Here is a 15,488-nt window from a genome sequence, read left to right as displayed (position 1 = left end):
TAGACTCCATAGACCGTGAGCCTCACCCTCGGAATCGTCGGACTGCCCAACGTCGGCAAGTCCACCCTCTTCAACGCGCTGACCAAGAACGACGTGCTGGCCGCGAACTACCCGTTCGCGACCATCGAGCCCAACGTCGGCGTCGTTCCGCTACCCGACCCGCGGCTCGGGAAGCTGGCCGAGGTGTTCAGTTCCGAGAAGGAAGTACCCGCGCTGGTGTCGTTCGTCGACATCGCCGGCATCGTCAAGGGCGCGTCCGAGGGCGCAGGCCTCGGCAACAAGTTCCTCGCGAACATTCGTGAAGCCGACGCCATCTGCCAGGTCGTGCGTGTCTTCGCCGACGACGACGTCGTGCACGTCGACGGCCGCGTCGACCCCTCGGCCGACATCGAGGTCATCGAGACCGAGCTCGCGATCGCAGACCTGCAGACGCTCGAGAAGGCCATCCCGCGCGTCGAGAAGGAAGCGCGGATCAAGAAGGACCGCAAACCCGCACTCGACGCCGCGATCGCCGCACAGGCCGTGCTCAACGAAGGCAAGACCCTGTTCTCGGCGAAGGACAAGCTGGACTTCGAGCTGCTCAAAGAATTCCAGTTACTGACGACGAAGCCGTTCCTCTACGTCTTCAACGCCGACGAATCGATCCTGACCGACGACGTCAAGGTCGCGGAGCTGGCCAAGTCCGTCGCGCCCGCCGATGCCGTGTTCCTGGACGCCAAGATCGAGTCGGAACTGCTCGAACTCGACGCCGAATCGGCTGCGGAATTGTTGGAGAGCGTCGGGCAAACAGAGCCGGGTCTCGACGCCTTGGCCCGCGCCGGCTTCCACACCCTGGGCCTGCAGACCTACCTCACCGCGGGCCCGAAAGAGGCGCGCGCGTGGACGATTCACCAGGGCGACACCGCACCCCAGGCCGCGGGCGTCATCCACACCGACTTCGAGCGTGGCTTCATCAAGGCCGAAATCGTCAGCTTCGACGACCTCATCGACGCAGGCTCCATGGCGGCCGCCAAGGCCGCGGGCAAGGTGCGCATGGAGGGCAAGGACTACATCATGGTCGACGGGGATGTCGTGGAGTTCCGCTTCAACGTCTAGGCCGTCGGACGGGATTCGCTGCACATTACTGGATCGGACGGGCGGGATCCCGTCAGTTTCAGCCGATAATGTGCAGCCAGTAGCAAGTTGCCTACCGTTGTTCAGTAACTAACCCCGCCGAACGCTAGAATTCTGTACATGACGACGCTGCCGCTGGCCGAGGTGAGAGCTCAGCTGTCCAAGCTGGTGGACGAAGCTGTTCGCACCCATCAGCGCGTCGAAGTCACTCGGCAGGGTCGACGCGCCGCAGTGCTCCTCAGTGCCGACGACTTCGACTCGATCATGGAGACACTCTCGATCCTCAGCGATCAAGAGTTGACCCAAGCCCTTCGCGAATCGGAATCCGAGGCCGCACAAGGTGACGTGTACAGCCTGGAGCAGGTAACTGACGAGATGCGAGCCGCTGGTCGCCTACCGCAGTGACCTACCGAATCGAACTGACGGGCGCAGCGAGGAGAGCGCTCGTCGACACGCTTCCCGAATCGGTTGCTGCCGCATGCTGGGAATTCATCAGAGGACCGCTAGCCGAGAATCCGTACTGCGTCGGCAAGCCTCTGCGTGACAGGCTCGCGGGCAACTACTCGGCGCGTCGAGGTCAATTCCGCGTGATCTATCAAATCTTCGACGACCGCATCGTCGTCAGGATCATCCGCGTCGCGCACTGGTGTGACGTGTACAGATGATCCGGAGTTCTGCGCGGCCCGCTGATCCGAGCGTCGGAAATCCAACCTCCGATTGCGCGGAAAAACCCAGCTGAACCGCACAACAGGAGGTTAAATTTCGCCGCCGAGGAATTTCCCACCCCTGGGAAAAATTGGTCAACCCTGTTAGCGTCGGGCACATGCCGTCGCCACGGGTAGAACGTGAGACACCCACGTTCATCCAGTCCGCGCGCCGCACCCAGTTGGTGGGTGTGGCGATCGACGTCATCGCAGAAGTCGGGGCCGAGAAGGCGTCGCTGAACAAGGTGGCCGAGCGCGCCGGAGTCAGTAGGGGAGTGCTGACGTATCACTTCGGCAGTCGCGACGGCCTGCTCGATGCCGTCGTCGCCGAGGTGTACTCCGTAGCCGCTGAGCAAGTCGGCCCAGCCGTGACCGATGCGACTACCCCGCGAGATGCGTTGGCGCACTTCATCACCGGGAGCATCGAGTTCTACGCGAATTATCCACGCCATATGAGCTCGCTGGCGTCGATCTTCGCGTCGGGACACACACCTCGCGCGACGAGCGGCGAACACGCGTCGGAAATGCTCGAGGTCGACATGATCTTGAGCAGGGGGATAGATGTCGGCCAGTTCCGGCCGATGGATACCGAGCTGATGGCCGTCGTCATACGGTCCATCCTCGACGCAGCCCTGAAACGTGTTGCGGCAGGCTCGGATACGCACTCGCTCATCGAGGAAGTGCTGCACACCGTACTGGCTGCAACTCGACTGGAGAACCGATGAAGAAGATCTGGACGGTATTCGCATGCCTGCTCCTTATCGCGGCATGTTCGACGACCACCGACAGTACGACCCAAGACGACGTCGATTCCACCACCGGAACGCTCCACGGCAAGACCGTCGGCGAGACGCGCCAGTTCCTCGGCGTCCGATATGCCGAACCGCCGACGGGTGACAAACGATGGACGCTCCCGCAGCCCGTCGCCGACACCGACGAGACGCTCGATGCCACAGAATCCGGAAACCGTTGTCCCCAAAACGCTTCCGGCGGTCAACCGTCGACCGACGAAGACTGCTTGTTCCTCGACGTGACGACCCCACGAGAGCCGTCCGGCAAACTTCCCGTGGTCGTCTGGTGGCACGGCGGCGGCTACACGCAGGGAGCCGGATCGGACTACGACGCGAAGCGCTTCGCCGAGCAGGGCAACGTGATCGTCGTGACCGTGAACTATCGACTCGGAATGTTCGGGTACCTCGGCCTGCCCGGCCTCGAAGGATCCGGAAACTTCGGTCTCGCAGATCAACTCGCCGGACTCCGGTGGGCCAACGACAACGCCGAAGCGTTCGGCGGCGACCCCGACAACGTGACGTTGATGGGCGAATCCGCCGGCGGTTTCTCGACGTGTGCAGCGTTGGGATCGCCGGAGACGGAAGGTCTCGTCGACAAGGCCATCATCATGTCGGGATCGTGCGAGGTCGACTGGCCTGCCGGCGCACTCTACCCAGGCCTGCCCGAGATCAGGCCATACACGACGCTCGACGAGTCCGAGCAGACCGGTGTCGGCATTGCGGCGTCCCTGAACTGCACCGGGGACACGCTGCAGTGTCTGCGCAACATGCCCGTCGGCACCCTGGTGGAACAGGGAAGCGCGTTCGGCAACGGCCTCGCGTACGGCACTGAACTGCTCCCGGGCGACCCCGCGACAACGACGACCGACGTGCCGGTCATCATGGGCGGCACCGCCGACGAACATCGCGCGTTCATCGGCGGAGCGCTACTGGCCGACCCGGCTGCCGTCACCGACGAGAACTACTCGGATCTCATCGCCGCAGCGTTCGGACCGCGAGCCCAGGAGGTCGAACAACGTTATCCACGAAGCTCTTTCGACAATGCTGCCCTCGCGTGGTCCACGGTGGTCACCGACTCCGCGTGGTCTTGCCCGACGCTCCGCAACGCATCGCGACTCGCCGAGAGCGCCGACGTCTGGACGTACGAATTCGCCGACGCCACCGCCCCCGACGTCAGCGGAATAGCCGCGACGGGATTGCCGCCGGGCGCAGCACACGCGTCGGACCTGCCGTACACGTTCGATCTGGGAGGCCACGACTTCTTGACACAGCCGGGCCAGAAAGAATTGTCGGACAACATGATCGACGCGTGGTCGAAGTTCGCGCACACGGGCGATCCAGGCTGGCCACGCACATCCGACGCGTCGGGCCCCGTCTGGGAGTTCGGTAACCCAGACTCGACCGTGGGCAACTATGCCGACGCCCACCAGTGCGGGTTCTGGGGCCAGTAGAGGGAAGGCTCAGGGACTGCGGCGTGTTCGAGAGGACGTGGCAGCGTTCGACCGGATCGAATATCGAAGTCTACGAACGCTACTCGTTGCACATTACAGGCGGGATCCCGTCGATTTCGGGACATAACGTGCAGTCAGTCCCGGTGCGTCGTCATTTCTTGCCGCGCAAGCGCTTCTCCAGCGGCGTCGGGAAGGTCGGGACGATCGCGGCCCCGTCGAGCAGGTCGGTGATACGCCCGGCCTCCGCGGCGACGGCGCGAGTATCGCTGTCCTCGAACAACTCCGTCACCACCTCGCCCGACGGCGACACCGCCCACCCTCCGACAATGCGGCCGTCGGACCAGATCGTCGGGCCGATGTTGCCGAAATTGTCGAACAGCGGCTTCCTGTACTCGCCGAGATACCAGTCGCGGTGCTTCCAGCCCATCGGTGTCGGGTCCAACGCGGGCAGCAGCATCACCCCGCGTGCGGAACCATCGAAAGTGCTGGAAGGCAACATGATTCCGTCACCAGCCTCCAGGGAAACATCCACGGTATCGATGCCGGCGATGGCATTGCGGGTCTGCGTCTTGTTCCAGCCAGTCCACCATTGGATGTCGTCGAACGTTGCGGGTCCGAAGACCTCGAGCCACCGCGACACCAGATCCCGACGACTCGAAGCCTCGTCGGCGTCGGGAATTCCGCCCGGCCACCACTCGTCGATCGGCGCCCACGCGTGCCGACGTGACGTCCACGCACCCCGGGGCTCGACGCGAACCATCTTGCCCTCCGCAGCCATCATCACCAGAACCTGTGAGGTGACGTACCGCTTGACGTCGTACGACTTGTCGGTCGTCGGCAGGATCGCTGTCTTCAACAGTGTGACGGCAGAGGACAATTCGGCGCCGGTCGCGGATCCGACGGCCCGTAGATGGGTCATCGTCTCTTCTTCTGTCTGCGCGAGCCACGCGGCGACGTCGTCGATAACCGGCTCGGTCGGCAGCGTCGACACCTCTTTGATCAAGCGGGCACGCATCGTCCGTGCGACGCCGAGGCTTGCGGCGGCATGGACCGTCGGGACATCGTCGTGCGCGACAACGAACAACGTGCGACGCATGGCCATGATCCGGACGAGCGAACGCCTGTCGTACATCGCGGCGCGCACGTCCTCGACCGTCAGCGACCGAGCGCGGGCCAGCACGGACAGATACACCGACGCCGGATCGGTTGCGTGCAGCGCGAACAACGACGAGACGACGTCCTCCGGCGACGCGAAATTCGCGAACTGGCGGGTCACGAGTCGGGTACGCCGCTGAGCATCGGTGATCTTCACGTCAACAGTGTGACGGCATCGATCACGAATCGAGAAGTACTCAGCGTTCCGCCCGATTTATCCTGATCCGCATGACACTGTCACTGGACGCAATCACGCTCGGAGCGCACGATCCTCAGATCGCTCGTAGGTTCTACTCAGCCGCTGTGGCCCCCGACGTCGTCCGGGTGGCCGACGCGGATCAGAAGCCGTCGGGGTTCCAGGGCTACACGGTCTCCTACATCGTCGAGCAGCCCACCGAAGTGCAGACCGTCGTCGACGCGGCGGCCCGCGCAGGCGCGACCGTGTTGAAGCCCGCGAAAAAGATGCTCTTCGGTGCGTTCTCCGGTGTCTTCGAGGCACCCGACGGCTCGATCTGGAAGGTCGCGGCGCCCACCAAGAAGGACACCGGCCCGGCCGCCGCCGAGCCGAAGCCCACCGAGATCGCGGCACTGCTGGGCGTCGAATCGCCGAAGAAGTCGAAGGCGTTCTACGAAGCGCTCGGCCTGACGACCGACAGGGACTACGGGGACAAATACATCGACTTCGCGCCTGCGGACGGCGCACATCGTCTGGGGTTGATGACGCGCAAGGCTCTGGCGAAAGACGCGGGAGTCGCCGAGGGGAGCGGCGTGATCACGAACCTGACTCTCGAACACCGCACCGGGCCGGACGACATCGCCCCCCTGCTGGACAAGGCGAAAGCCGCCGGTGCGACGGTCACGTCCGAGGACAGTTTCACCGATCCCGACGGCTATGTCTGGGTCGTCACCGCGACGTCATAGCTCGATCCCGGTGGCCTCGACGACCGTAGACCAGAGTGCGTCGCGTGCGTCCTGCGAGTCCCCGCGCCAGGAGGGGTAATGCGTCGGGCGCTGGGCTCGGTCGTGCCAGAACTTGCCGGTACTGGTCAGGGCCTCGTCCGACGCGGCGAGCCAGACGATGGTGTCGGCACCGTCGGCCGGGCTGCGCAGCAGCGGTTTCATGACCTTGTCGAACAGAGGAAGCGAATCCGTCACACCGGGTGTCGACGCCCATCCTGGGTGCATGCTGTGCACGACGGGATCGTTCTCCTCGTTCAACCGCGAGGCCAGTTCCTCGGTGACCACCACCTGCATACGCTTGGTTCGAGCATAGGCGGTGGTGCCGGAGTACTTGCCGTCGGCGAACTCGAAGTCCCTGGTGCGCAACGGAACCGGATACATCCCGCCACTCGATACGAAAACGACACGGGATCCGGCGTCGAACAATTCTCGTAATCCGACGGTCATCGCAACGGGGCCGAGCACATGCGTCGCGAAGGCAGTTTCGTGGCCTTGCGGCGTGAGTTCGCGGGCGTCGGGCATGACGCCCGCGCAATGGACGACGGCATGCAGATCGGTGAGTTCCGACGCGAGCGTGGTCACGAACTCGGCAACCGAATCGAGATCGCCGACGTCGCACCGACGCACGACGAGGTCCGCGTCGGGCACGGTCTGTCGGATTTTCTCGGCAGACTGATCGAGGCGTTCGACGGAACGGCCGACGAGGTGCACACGAGCACCGAGCTGGGCCAAACGGGATGCCGTCGCGGCGCCGAGGCCGGAGCTGGCGCCGGTGACGACGATGTCGACGGGCGCGGGAAACGGAACGGGGTCGGCGGGCCAGAAGTGGCTGCGGACCGCGGAGCCGATGCGGGTGTAGCCGGGGACGACGGTGCGATCGAGGACGGTGTCGAGGATGCTCGTCACTGAGGTCATGACGGGTGTGTACCCAGTCGTGTCATGATGCACGCATGGCTCTCCCCGAGGCGGCACGCGAGATCCTGTCGGATCTTCCCGAACATCGACGCGCAACGTTCGAACTCCGTCTCGAGCGCTGGTGGCCCGATCTGCACGACGCCGTCACCACTCTGTTTCCGGATCCCGACGCGGTAGCTGCCGCGCTCGTGGCCGTCGCCGCGCAGGGTTTCGTGGATCGCCCTGACGATCTGCACCAGCTGGACGATCGGCGTCTGCTGCAGCCCGACTGGTTCCAGCAGCCCGACATGTTCGGGTACGCCTGCTACGTCGACCGCTACGGCGAGACGCTGAAAGGCATGGCGGACAGGCTCGATCACCTCACCGATCTCGGCGTGACCTACCTCCATCTGATGCCGCTCTTGAATCCGAGGCCCGGCGACAGCGACGGTGGGTACGCCGTCATGGACTATCGGTCCGTCCGTCCCGATCTCGGAACGAACGACGACCTACGCGATCTCGCGACGACGTTGCGCGGCAAGGGAATCAGTCTCGTCGTCGATCTGGTTCTCAATCACGTTGCGCGTGAGCATGACTGGGCCGCGAAGGCGTGTGCGGGCGACGCGACCTACCGCGAGTACTTCCACATCTATCCCGATCGTGCGACGCCCGACGCGTTCGAGACCACGCTGCCCGAGGTGTTCCCGGACTTCGCGCCCGGCAACTTCACGTTCGACGACGAACTCGGTGAATGGGTCTGGACGACGTTCAACGAGTGGCAGTGGGATCTGAACTGGACCAACCCGGCAGTGTTGCTCGAATTCGCCGACATCGTCATCCATCTGGCGAACCTGGGCGTCGAAGTGCTGCGTCTCGATGCGATCGCGTTTCTGTGGAAGCGGCTCGGCACCAATTGTCAGAATCAACCCGAGGTGCATGCGATCACTCAAGCTCTGCGTGCGACGGCTCGAATCGCATCGCCGGCAACGCTGTTCAAGGCGGAGGCGATCGTCGGTCCACGTGATCTTCTGCCGTATCTGGGACTCGGGCGGCACACCGGCAAGGTGTCCGACATCGCGTACCACAACAGTCTGATGGTGCACGTCTGGTCGATGTTGGCCTCCGGCAGTGCGGATCTCGCGCGTCATGCACTCGGATCGCTGCCGCCGACACCGCCGAGCGGAACCTGGGTTACCTACGTCCGATGCCACGACGACATCGGTTGGGCCATCGACGACGGTGACGCGGCGGGCAAGGGCATCACCGGCGAGGGGCATCGGCACTTCCTGGCCGACTGGTACTCCGGTGAATTCGAGGGATCGTGGTCCGAAGGGCTTGTCTTCCAGCACAATCGCGAGACCGGAGACCGCAGGATCAGTGGAACCGCGGCAGCGCTGACGGGGCTCGGGCCGTCGCGCAAGGATCCCGACGGTGCATTCGCACGAATCTTCCTGGCGCACGCCATCGTTGCCGCGTGGGGCGGCATTCCCGTCGTCTGGAGTGGCGACGAAATCGGTTCGCCGGGCGACGCCCTGTGGTCGAGCGAACCGGGCCACTCGGACGACAATCGGTGGGTACATCGGCCGCGTGTGACCGACGCGGATCGTGCCGGGCGGTTCGACGAGGGCTCCGACGCGCAACGGGTGTTCGACGGTATCGCCCGCATCGCCGCTGTGCGCAAGGGGCTTCCGATGTTGCATGCCGAGGCTCCCGTCGAGGTGCTCGGTGACGTCGACGACGGCGTGCTCGCGATTGCGCGTCGGCATCCGAGTGGCAACTTCGTCGGACTCTTCAACGTCACAGGTGAGCATCGGCCGTTCTCTGCTGGTCGTCTCGGGGAGCTCGGACTGACCGAGCCTCGTGAGGTGTTGTCGCAGCACGAACTCGTCTTTTCAGACGGATCGCTGTGGATCCCGCCGTACGCGGCGTGGTGGATCGTCTGATTTCTTAGCCCTGCTCAGCGTCGACGACGAAGAGGCGCCCGCGTTATTTCCCTGTTACCCTGCCTCCCGAAGGTCGGTCGGATCGGACGAAAAGGGACTTCTCGATGCTTACTCGTGCCCGCAGTGTTCCCGGGTCACTCCGCAGGCTGCGCTCCAGCCTCGTGGCGGGACTCGTGACCGTGTTGATCGCGGCGTTCGGTGCGATATTCCTCGGCACCGGAGTCGCACAGGCGGACTCCGCGCTCGTCTACGTCCACTCCGACGCGATGAACAAGGACATCCCCGTCAAGGTTCTGAAGGCAGCAGGCGAAGGCCCGGCCCCGACGATCTACCTGCTCGACGGACTCCGCGCGCCCGACGACAACAACGGCTGGCTCATCGAGACGGACGTCGAGCAGTTCTTCGCCGACAAGCACGTCAACGTCGTCATCCCGTTCGGAGGCGGTGGCACGTTCTACACCGACTGGCAGCAGCCCGATCCCAAGCTGGGCGTCGTCAAGTGGGAAACCTTCCTGACGCAGGAGCTTCCGCCGGTCATGGCCGCACAGTTCGGCAGCGACGGCGTCAACAACGCGATCGCCGGCTTGTCGATGAGCGGAACCTCCGCGCTCAACCTCGCAGCTCACCACCCCGACTTCTACAAGGCCGTCGCGTCGTTCAGCGGGTACCCGTCGGCCAGCAGCCCCGGCTACGCCCAGGGCATCCAGGTCTCCGTCGGCGAAATGGGTGGCAACGCCCGCAACATGTGGGGCGCATGGCCGTCCGACGCGTGGCGCTACAACGACCCGCTGCGTAACACCGCGGCATTGCGCAACACCGCAGTCTTCGTCTCCGCAGGCACCGGTTCGCCGCTGACCGATCCCACGGTCAACCCAGTGTCCGCACAGTTCGATCCGGTCAAGTTCGCACAGATGGTTCCGCTCGAGACCGCATCGGGCCTGAGCAGCCGCGCCTACGTCGCCGCACTCCGCGCAGCAGGCATCAACCCCGAGGTCCGCATCACGGGCACCGGCACGCATTGGTGGAACTTCTGGGAAGAGCACCTGCACGACGCGTGGTTCACGACGTTCGCACCGGCGTTGGGGCAGTAAAATTTGCTTGAATGGCGCATCGAAGTGCACTGCTCCCCGGAAGTTGGACTGAGAAATTCAGTTCCGACTCGAGGGGAGCAGTTGTATGCGTGCGAGTAGTTCACTTACCGAGGATCAGCGGTCGGCGGCGGTAGCGTTGTTCGAGGATGGCCGGGGCTCGGTGTGGGTGGCCGGCAAGCTGAGCGTCAGCAAGGGCGCAGCGGCGGAGCTGCACAAGCGGTGGCGGGTTCGTGGGAGGACGGCGTTGACAGAGAAACCGGACCGGACGAGGTTCTCGCAAGAGTTCAAACTCACTGTGGTGCAACGAGTGTTGGCCGGGGAGAGCAGAATCGAACTCGCCCGCGAGTACGGACTGTCGTCGGCGAAGATCATCGATCCGTGGGTGCGGATCTACCGCAGCGAGGGCGCTGATGGTCTGCGTTCGAAACGTCGGGGTCGTCCGCCTGCCCCGCCGGGTTCTGCGGCCGCCGATGCTTCCGAACTCGAGCAGTTGCGGGCCGAGAACGAGCGACTGCGGACGCAGGTGGCGTACCTGGGAAAATTGAGGGCCTTGAGGGATCAGAAACGACGGTGAAGGTCACCGCTGTCGTCTCCCTCAGGGCGCAGTATCGCCTTGATGTGCTGCTCGATGTTGCCGGGCTGGCCCGCTCGACGTTCTTCTATCACCAGTCCCGGCTCGGTCGGCCGGACAAGCATGCAGCGTTGAAGGCCGAGATCACCTCGGTGTTCTCCGGCAGTCACAACAGGTACGGGCACCGCCCTGTTCACCGCACCCTGAAGAACAAGGGCTGGCGGGTGGCGAAGAAGACGGTACTGAAGCTGATGCGTGTGCTCGGGCTGCACTGCCCGGTGCGCCGCAGACGGCGCTACGTCTCCTACCAGGGGGAGGTCGGTGCGGTCGCACAGAACCTGCTCGACCGGGACTTCTCCGCCACGCAGCCGAATCAGAAGTGGGTCACCGACGTCACCGAGTTCCGGGTCGGTGACGAGAAGGCGTACCTGTCGCCGGTGATGGATTTGTTCGATCGCCAGATCATCGCCTACTCGATCGGGATATCGCCGAGCCTGCAGCTGACCAACACCTCGCTCGTCGATGCGATCGCCACGCTCGACGACGGCGAGGCACCGTTGGTGCACTCGGATCAAGGCTTTCAGTATCAGCACGTGACCTGGCGGGCCTTGATCGCCAATTGCGGCGCGGTGCAGTCGATGTCACGTAAAGGAAACTGCCATGACAACGCGATGATCGAGAACTTCTTCGGCCATCTCAAAGAGGAAGCGTTCCATCACGTCCGTTACCTGAACATCGAGGCGTTGATCACCGCGGTCCACCAGTACATCCACTGGTACAACAACGACCGGATATCCCTACGGCTCGAAGGCCTGAGCCCGGTGCACTACCGGGCCCAGACCCTCGCCGCCTAGACTTTCGATTAGCCAGTCCAACTTCCGGGGCCCAGTGCAAAGCTGACAGATAGCTTGGATGCGCCATTCATGCGCTCGGGGGGTGCACGGCCGGGCCGCATCGATGGCGCTTTCAAGCTGACAGATAGCTTGAAAGCGCCATTCATGCGTTGAAGACTGTGTGTCATGACCGCACCCAAGATCGACGTCGACTACACCGTCCTCGACTGCCCCGACACCGAAGCGCTCGCCACGTTCTACGGCAAGGTGCTGGGCTGGAAGATCGCGAGCACCGACGACAGTTGGACCGTGCTCCAGGGCCCGGGTGAGTTACGGCTCGCGTTCCAGAAGGCACCCGATTTCGTGCCGCTGGACTGGCCGTCTGACGGCATCAAGATCCACCTCGACCTCGTCGTCGACGACATGGCCGCCAGCGAGGACTACGTACTCGGCCTCGGCGCGACGAAGCTCGAAGGCAACGAGAACCATCCCGGTTTCACGGTGTTTCGTGATCCGGTGGGCCACATCTTCTGCCTATGTCGGCGCAACTGATTACCATTCGCGCATGAGCACCTTCCTGGTCGAGCGCAAGACCACCATCGCCGCGTCACCCGAGAAGATTCACGAACTGCTGGACAACTTCCACAACTGGCGCACCTGGTCACCGTGGGAGGATGCCGACCCCGATCTACAGCGCACCTACACCGGACCCGACAGGGGAGTCGGAGCGTCGTACGCCTGGTCGGGCAACCGTAAAGCAGGCGCGGGCAACATGACGATCACGGAGTCCAAGCCGGGTCAGCTCGTGGGGCTGACGTTGAATTTCACCAAGCCGTTCAAGGCCACCAACATCACCACGTTCACCATCGATCCCGGAGCCGACGGCGCCGAGGTCACGTGGGCCATGACGGGCAAGAACAACCTGTTCTTCACCATCGTGGGCAAGATCTTCCCCATGGACAAGGTCGTCGGGAAGGACTTCGAGAAGGGCCTCGCTCAGCTGAAGACCCAAGCCGAGAAGAGTTAGGCCGCAAGCTCGTATCCACCGAATGTGGCCTGCACCTGGAGCCATTGCGCGAGAATCTGACATCCGGTCAGACCACTCGCGTCGAACGGTTCGCTCGCGTACGCGACGTGGCGATTGCCCGACGGGTTCGACACCCTCAGGCGATGCCACGTCAGCGTGCACGGCAGATACCCGCGCAGCTCGCCGGTGGCGGTGCGGACGCGTCGAACATCGCGGAGCCATTGCCTGGGCGTCAGGTGAGTCTTGCCTGCGTTCTGGAAACCGTTGGTGCGCAACAGGATCCACAGTGCACGCAACCAGTTCTTCGCGGTCCGGAACGACATGGTGCGCGTCAGGTCGGCGATGTCGCGGATGTAGCTGTCGTCGCTGGCGTTGCAGATCATGTCCTGTGGATGTCCGATCCAGGTCACCGCTACCGCGTCGGGCAGATCCGGTCCAAGCCCGGCGACGCCACTGCCGCCGCACCCTGGGGCGACGCCTGCCGGTTGCTGCGGATCGGAGATCAACCCGGCAGCAACGACGGATCCCGCCTCGAGTTCGCCCGACGTCATCCGGCCCAGCACTTCCCGGACCACCGAGCAGCCTTGCGAATAGCCGATCAGGGCGATCGGGCCCTTGGCCTCGGCGATCGCGGAGATCAACCGTCGTACTCCGACGCGTGTGCTCTGCTCGTAACTCAATCCACCGACCGCGACAGGACCGTACGACGCCGGATAGCCGACCCACCTCGCGGTGAATCGGCCGTCCAGATCGTCGGTGACGTGTCGCAGAATGCCGGTCACGGCGGTGCGGTGATCGGCCGGGTGCGATTCCCCCGTCCCACCTATTGCCAAGACCGTCATCTGCGTCATGGGCTCGATCGTGGTCGACGAGTCTGAGACCCGTACCCGAACAACTCTGAGAAAAGCCTGGCAACTAGCGCAGAACCGCCCGGCCGAGGGGCAGCCCACGCCCACCGGTCGCGCGACTCATCGAATCGAGGAACAGATAAGCGCCGACGACGACGAACGAGAACACCAGATATCCGCCGACCGCTGTCAGCGACGTACTCGCATTCGCGGTACCGAGGAACACGAACAGCAGCGCCGCATCGATCAGTGCGAACAGCAGCGTGAACGCGAACGGCAGCCGCACGCTGGCGACCGTCAACAGCACGATCACGGCCAGCCACGTCAGCAGGAACAGCTTCTGCGTGCCGACGGCGTCGTCGGCGGTGATGCCGAACCAGTCGTTCGTCAGGCCGAGAACCAGAACCGCGTAGCTGAGCCAGAATCCGGTGAAGATTCCGAACACGCTCGCGACGGCGTTCTGGTCTCGGCTGGCCGCCCACACCGCGGCGACGAGTTGTCCGATTCCCGTAGCCGCCAGAATGATCGGGATCGACGCGCCCGTCGCCGCGGCGGGAACGTAGCCGGTCAGTACCAGTCCCAGAGCGATCGAACCCACCAGGAACGTGGGAACGCCGATCAGCGCGGGATCGGCTACGGGTGGCTCGAGATCGGCGAGTACGACGGAGTCTGCAGTAGCTGCTTCGGAGGTTGTCATGGCGGCAAAGCTACGAACGAAGCCGCGCCGCCGACGCCGTTTCCCGGCACCCGCTCGCCGGAAACAGCCCGAACGGGCAGGGGACAGCTAACCGGAGCGAGCTGTCCTGTGCAGGGCGCGGGAGACGTCGTCGACGGCCTCGTGCATCAGCTGCTCGTAGACGTCCGGGTCGGGTACCGCGGAGTTCGACGACGTGATGCCGATGGTCACGACGTCGCCGATGCCGTGGACGCCATGGGTCAGGCCCATGACGGGTGACAGCGCAGGAAAGCCTGCCGTGAAACGCACGGGTCCACCGCCGAGTGTCAGGTCGGCCGGGCCTCGCGCGACGGACGAGACGACGGTGTTGCCGGTGACCGACTCGGGCACCGCGGTGGCGTCGAATTGGTGGATGCCCCAACGCAGAAGAACGGCAGGCACCATCTCGGCCGCTCGCGACTGCGCTTCCATCGCGGGATGGTCGGCGCGTAGACGGCGTGCGTCGAGGGATGCGGCGATGCGCGCAGCCCGCTCGCGGAGGTCGTCGATATCCGGGAACAGGTCCACGCCGGCATTGCGAAAGTGGTTGCGCGCGTGTCGATCACCCGACTTGCCCATCGTCACTTCGGCGCCGAGTTCCGACGGGATCGCGTCGCCGTGCAGCGCAAGATAGCGAGACAGGGCAACGGACACGGCCGTCAGCGCCCCGACGGTCACCGTCGTCGCACCGCGCGCGAATTCGGTCCGATCACGAACGACGGTTCTGACCGAGGTCGCACCCGTCGGTGCGCTGTTGACACGCGTTCTCGGTCGGCCGGGTGCCTGCGGTGGAACCCGGCCTGCGGCGGTGTCCTCGCGCAGGAGACGTTCGGACTGCCGTGCTCGATTCGCTCGCGTCACGAACTCTGCCGGATTCAGTCGCCGACGCGGAGGCACCGAGAGGGCACGTTGCTCGCGGTCCCCGAGGATTTTTCGGGCAAGAGCGGAGACGACCCGTCCGTCGCCGAGGGCGTGCGAGAACTGCAGTACGACGACGAGGGCAGGTCCGCCGCATCGAGGAGCGTTCGTCACCCGGTCGAAAAGGTGTATGCGCCACAGCGTTTCGTGGGCATCGACCTGGTGTGTGAACAGTGTGGACACTGTGGACAGGCATGACCTCCACTCGCCGGGAGATCCGTGACCGACGACATGATCCGGGCTGACCGGCGATGCGACGGTGCGCGGGTATCCGATGCGCGAATCCTCGATGCGCACTCCCAGTTCGTCGATGTCGCGAGCAGCATCGAGTAGATCCGCGGCAACGTCCTCCGCCGAGCAGGAGGACTCGAAGCAGAACAGAGCGAACTGGTCGTTGGGGATGGCGGAGGACATCCAGTAGGTCTGGGCGTCGGTGGGGTGCAGACGTCCACGCATCGGTTCAGGATAGCCGAA

Annotated in this window: 17 protein-coding genes; 12 read left to right on the top strand and 5 right to left on the bottom strand. The window is 64.3% G+C overall.

Annotation, left to right across the window (positions count from 1 at the left end; translation table 11 throughout):
- The first annotated feature begins 15 nt into the window (after nt 1-15).
- The 5 genes from ychF (at nt 16) to CHB96_RS12820 (ending at nt 4,059) form a co-directional block, all read left to right on the top strand.
- Complete coding sequence (gene ychF / locus CHB96_RS12840) at nt 16-1,095, top strand: redox-regulated ATPase YchF (RefSeq protein WP_089246670.1); 1,080 nt, start codon at nt 16-18, stop codon at nt 1,093-1,095.
- Between the two features lie 138 nt (nt 1,096-1,233).
- On the top strand, nt 1,234-1,518 hold the full coding sequence (locus tag CHB96_RS12835; RefSeq protein WP_089246668.1) for a type II toxin-antitoxin system Phd/YefM family antitoxin: 285 nt from the start codon (nt 1,234-1,236) through the stop codon (nt 1,516-1,518).
- Nucleotides 1,515-1,778 carry a type II toxin-antitoxin system RelE family toxin gene (locus CHB96_RS12830; RefSeq protein WP_089246666.1) on the top strand — a complete coding sequence of 88 codons (264 nt, stop codon included), beginning with the start codon at nt 1,515-1,517 and terminating at the stop codon, nt 1,776-1,778. The genes CHB96_RS12835 and CHB96_RS12830 overlap by 4 nt, the downstream gene beginning before the upstream one ends.
- A gap of 158 nt (nt 1,779-1,936) precedes the next feature.
- Complete coding sequence (locus CHB96_RS12825; protein WP_089246664.1) at nt 1,937-2,542, top strand: TetR/AcrR family transcriptional regulator; 606 nt, start codon at nt 1,937-1,939, stop codon at nt 2,540-2,542.
- Entirely contained in the window at nt 2,539-4,059 is a 1,521-nt protein-coding gene (locus CHB96_RS12820; protein ID WP_089246662.1) for a carboxylesterase/lipase family protein, read from the top strand. The genes CHB96_RS12825 and CHB96_RS12820 overlap by 4 nt, the downstream gene beginning before the upstream one ends.
- 151 nt (nt 4,060-4,210) lie before the next feature.
- On the opposite strand, the gene CHB96_RS12815 is transcribed toward CHB96_RS12820, so the two are convergent.
- Nucleotides 4,211-5,371, bottom strand: coding sequence for a winged helix DNA-binding domain-containing protein (locus tag CHB96_RS12815; protein ID WP_089246660.1), 1,161 nt, complete (start codon nt 5,369-5,371; stop codon nt 4,211-4,213).
- Nucleotides 5,372-5,442: 71 nt separating this feature from the next.
- On the opposite strand from CHB96_RS12815, the gene CHB96_RS12810 reads away from it, so the two are divergent.
- A complete protein-coding gene (locus CHB96_RS12810) occupies nt 5,443-6,135 on the top strand; it encodes a VOC family protein (RefSeq protein WP_089246658.1) in 693 nt (230 codons plus the stop codon).
- Here the strand turns inward: CHB96_RS12810 and CHB96_RS12805 are convergent.
- Entirely contained in the window at nt 6,130-7,089 is a 960-nt protein-coding gene (locus CHB96_RS12805; protein ID WP_089246656.1) for an SDR family NAD(P)-dependent oxidoreductase, read from the bottom strand. The genes CHB96_RS12810 and CHB96_RS12805 overlap by 6 nt on opposite strands.
- 35 nt (nt 7,090-7,124) lie before the next feature.
- Here CHB96_RS12805 and CHB96_RS12800 point away from each other — a divergent pair, with 35 nt between their 5' ends.
- From CHB96_RS12800 to CHB96_RS12780, 6 genes are all read left to right on the top strand, one after another.
- On the top strand, nt 7,125-9,011 hold the full coding sequence (locus CHB96_RS12800) for an alpha-amylase family protein (RefSeq protein ID WP_089246654.1): 1,887 nt from the start codon (nt 7,125-7,127) through the stop codon (nt 9,009-9,011).
- Nucleotides 9,012-9,115: 104 nt separating this feature from the next.
- Nucleotides 9,116-10,102, top strand: a complete 987-nt coding sequence (locus tag CHB96_RS12795) for an alpha/beta hydrolase (RefSeq protein ID WP_089246652.1) — start codon at nt 9,116-9,118, stop codon at nt 10,100-10,102.
- A gap of 85 nt (nt 10,103-10,187) precedes the next feature.
- Nucleotides 10,188-10,676, top strand: coding sequence for a helix-turn-helix domain-containing protein (locus CHB96_RS30115; RefSeq protein WP_245865551.1), 489 nt, complete (start codon nt 10,188-10,190; stop codon nt 10,674-10,676).
- Nucleotides 10,673-11,527, top strand: a complete 855-nt coding sequence (locus CHB96_RS30110) for an IS3 family transposase (RefSeq protein ID WP_245865549.1) — start codon at nt 10,673-10,675, stop codon at nt 11,525-11,527. The genes CHB96_RS30115 and CHB96_RS30110 overlap by 4 nt, the downstream gene beginning before the upstream one ends.
- Before the next feature lie 165 nt (nt 11,528-11,692).
- Nucleotides 11,693-12,058, top strand: a complete 366-nt coding sequence (locus CHB96_RS12785; protein WP_089246650.1) for a VOC family protein — start codon at nt 11,693-11,695, stop codon at nt 12,056-12,058.
- 13 nt (nt 12,059-12,071) lie between these two features.
- Nucleotides 12,072-12,533, top strand: a complete 462-nt coding sequence (locus CHB96_RS12780) for an SRPBCC family protein (protein WP_089246648.1) — start codon at nt 12,072-12,074, stop codon at nt 12,531-12,533.
- Here the strand turns inward: CHB96_RS12780 and CHB96_RS12775 are convergent.
- From CHB96_RS12775 to CHB96_RS12765, 3 genes are all read right to left on the bottom strand, one after another.
- Nucleotides 12,530-13,384 carry a PE-PPE domain-containing protein gene (locus CHB96_RS12775; RefSeq protein ID WP_089246646.1) on the bottom strand — a complete coding sequence of 285 codons (855 nt, stop codon included), beginning with the start codon at nt 13,382-13,384 and terminating at the stop codon, nt 12,530-12,532. The two genes, CHB96_RS12780 and CHB96_RS12775, sit on opposite strands and share 4 nt — an antisense overlap.
- A 64-nt stretch (nt 13,385-13,448) precedes the next feature.
- The gene (locus tag CHB96_RS12770; protein WP_089246644.1) at nt 13,449-14,078 is read right to left on the bottom strand and encodes a GPR1/FUN34/YaaH family transporter; all 630 of its coding nucleotides are present in this window, start codon (nt 14,076-14,078) and stop codon (nt 13,449-13,451) included.
- A gap of 87 nt (nt 14,079-14,165) precedes the next feature.
- On the bottom strand, nt 14,166-15,470 hold the full coding sequence (locus CHB96_RS12765; protein WP_089246642.1) for a WS/DGAT domain-containing protein: 1,305 nt from the start codon (nt 15,468-15,470) through the stop codon (nt 14,166-14,168).
- Between the last annotated feature and the right edge of the window lie 18 nt (nt 15,471-15,488).

Origin of the sequence: Rhodococcoides kyotonense, from assembly GCF_900188125.1 — a bacterium.
Taxonomy (GTDB): Bacteria; Actinomycetota; Actinomycetes; order Mycobacteriales; family Mycobacteriaceae; genus Rhodococcoides; species Rhodococcoides kyotonense.
Note: the sequence above shows the minus strand (reverse complement) of the source record. Positions and strands in the feature narration are given on the sequence as shown.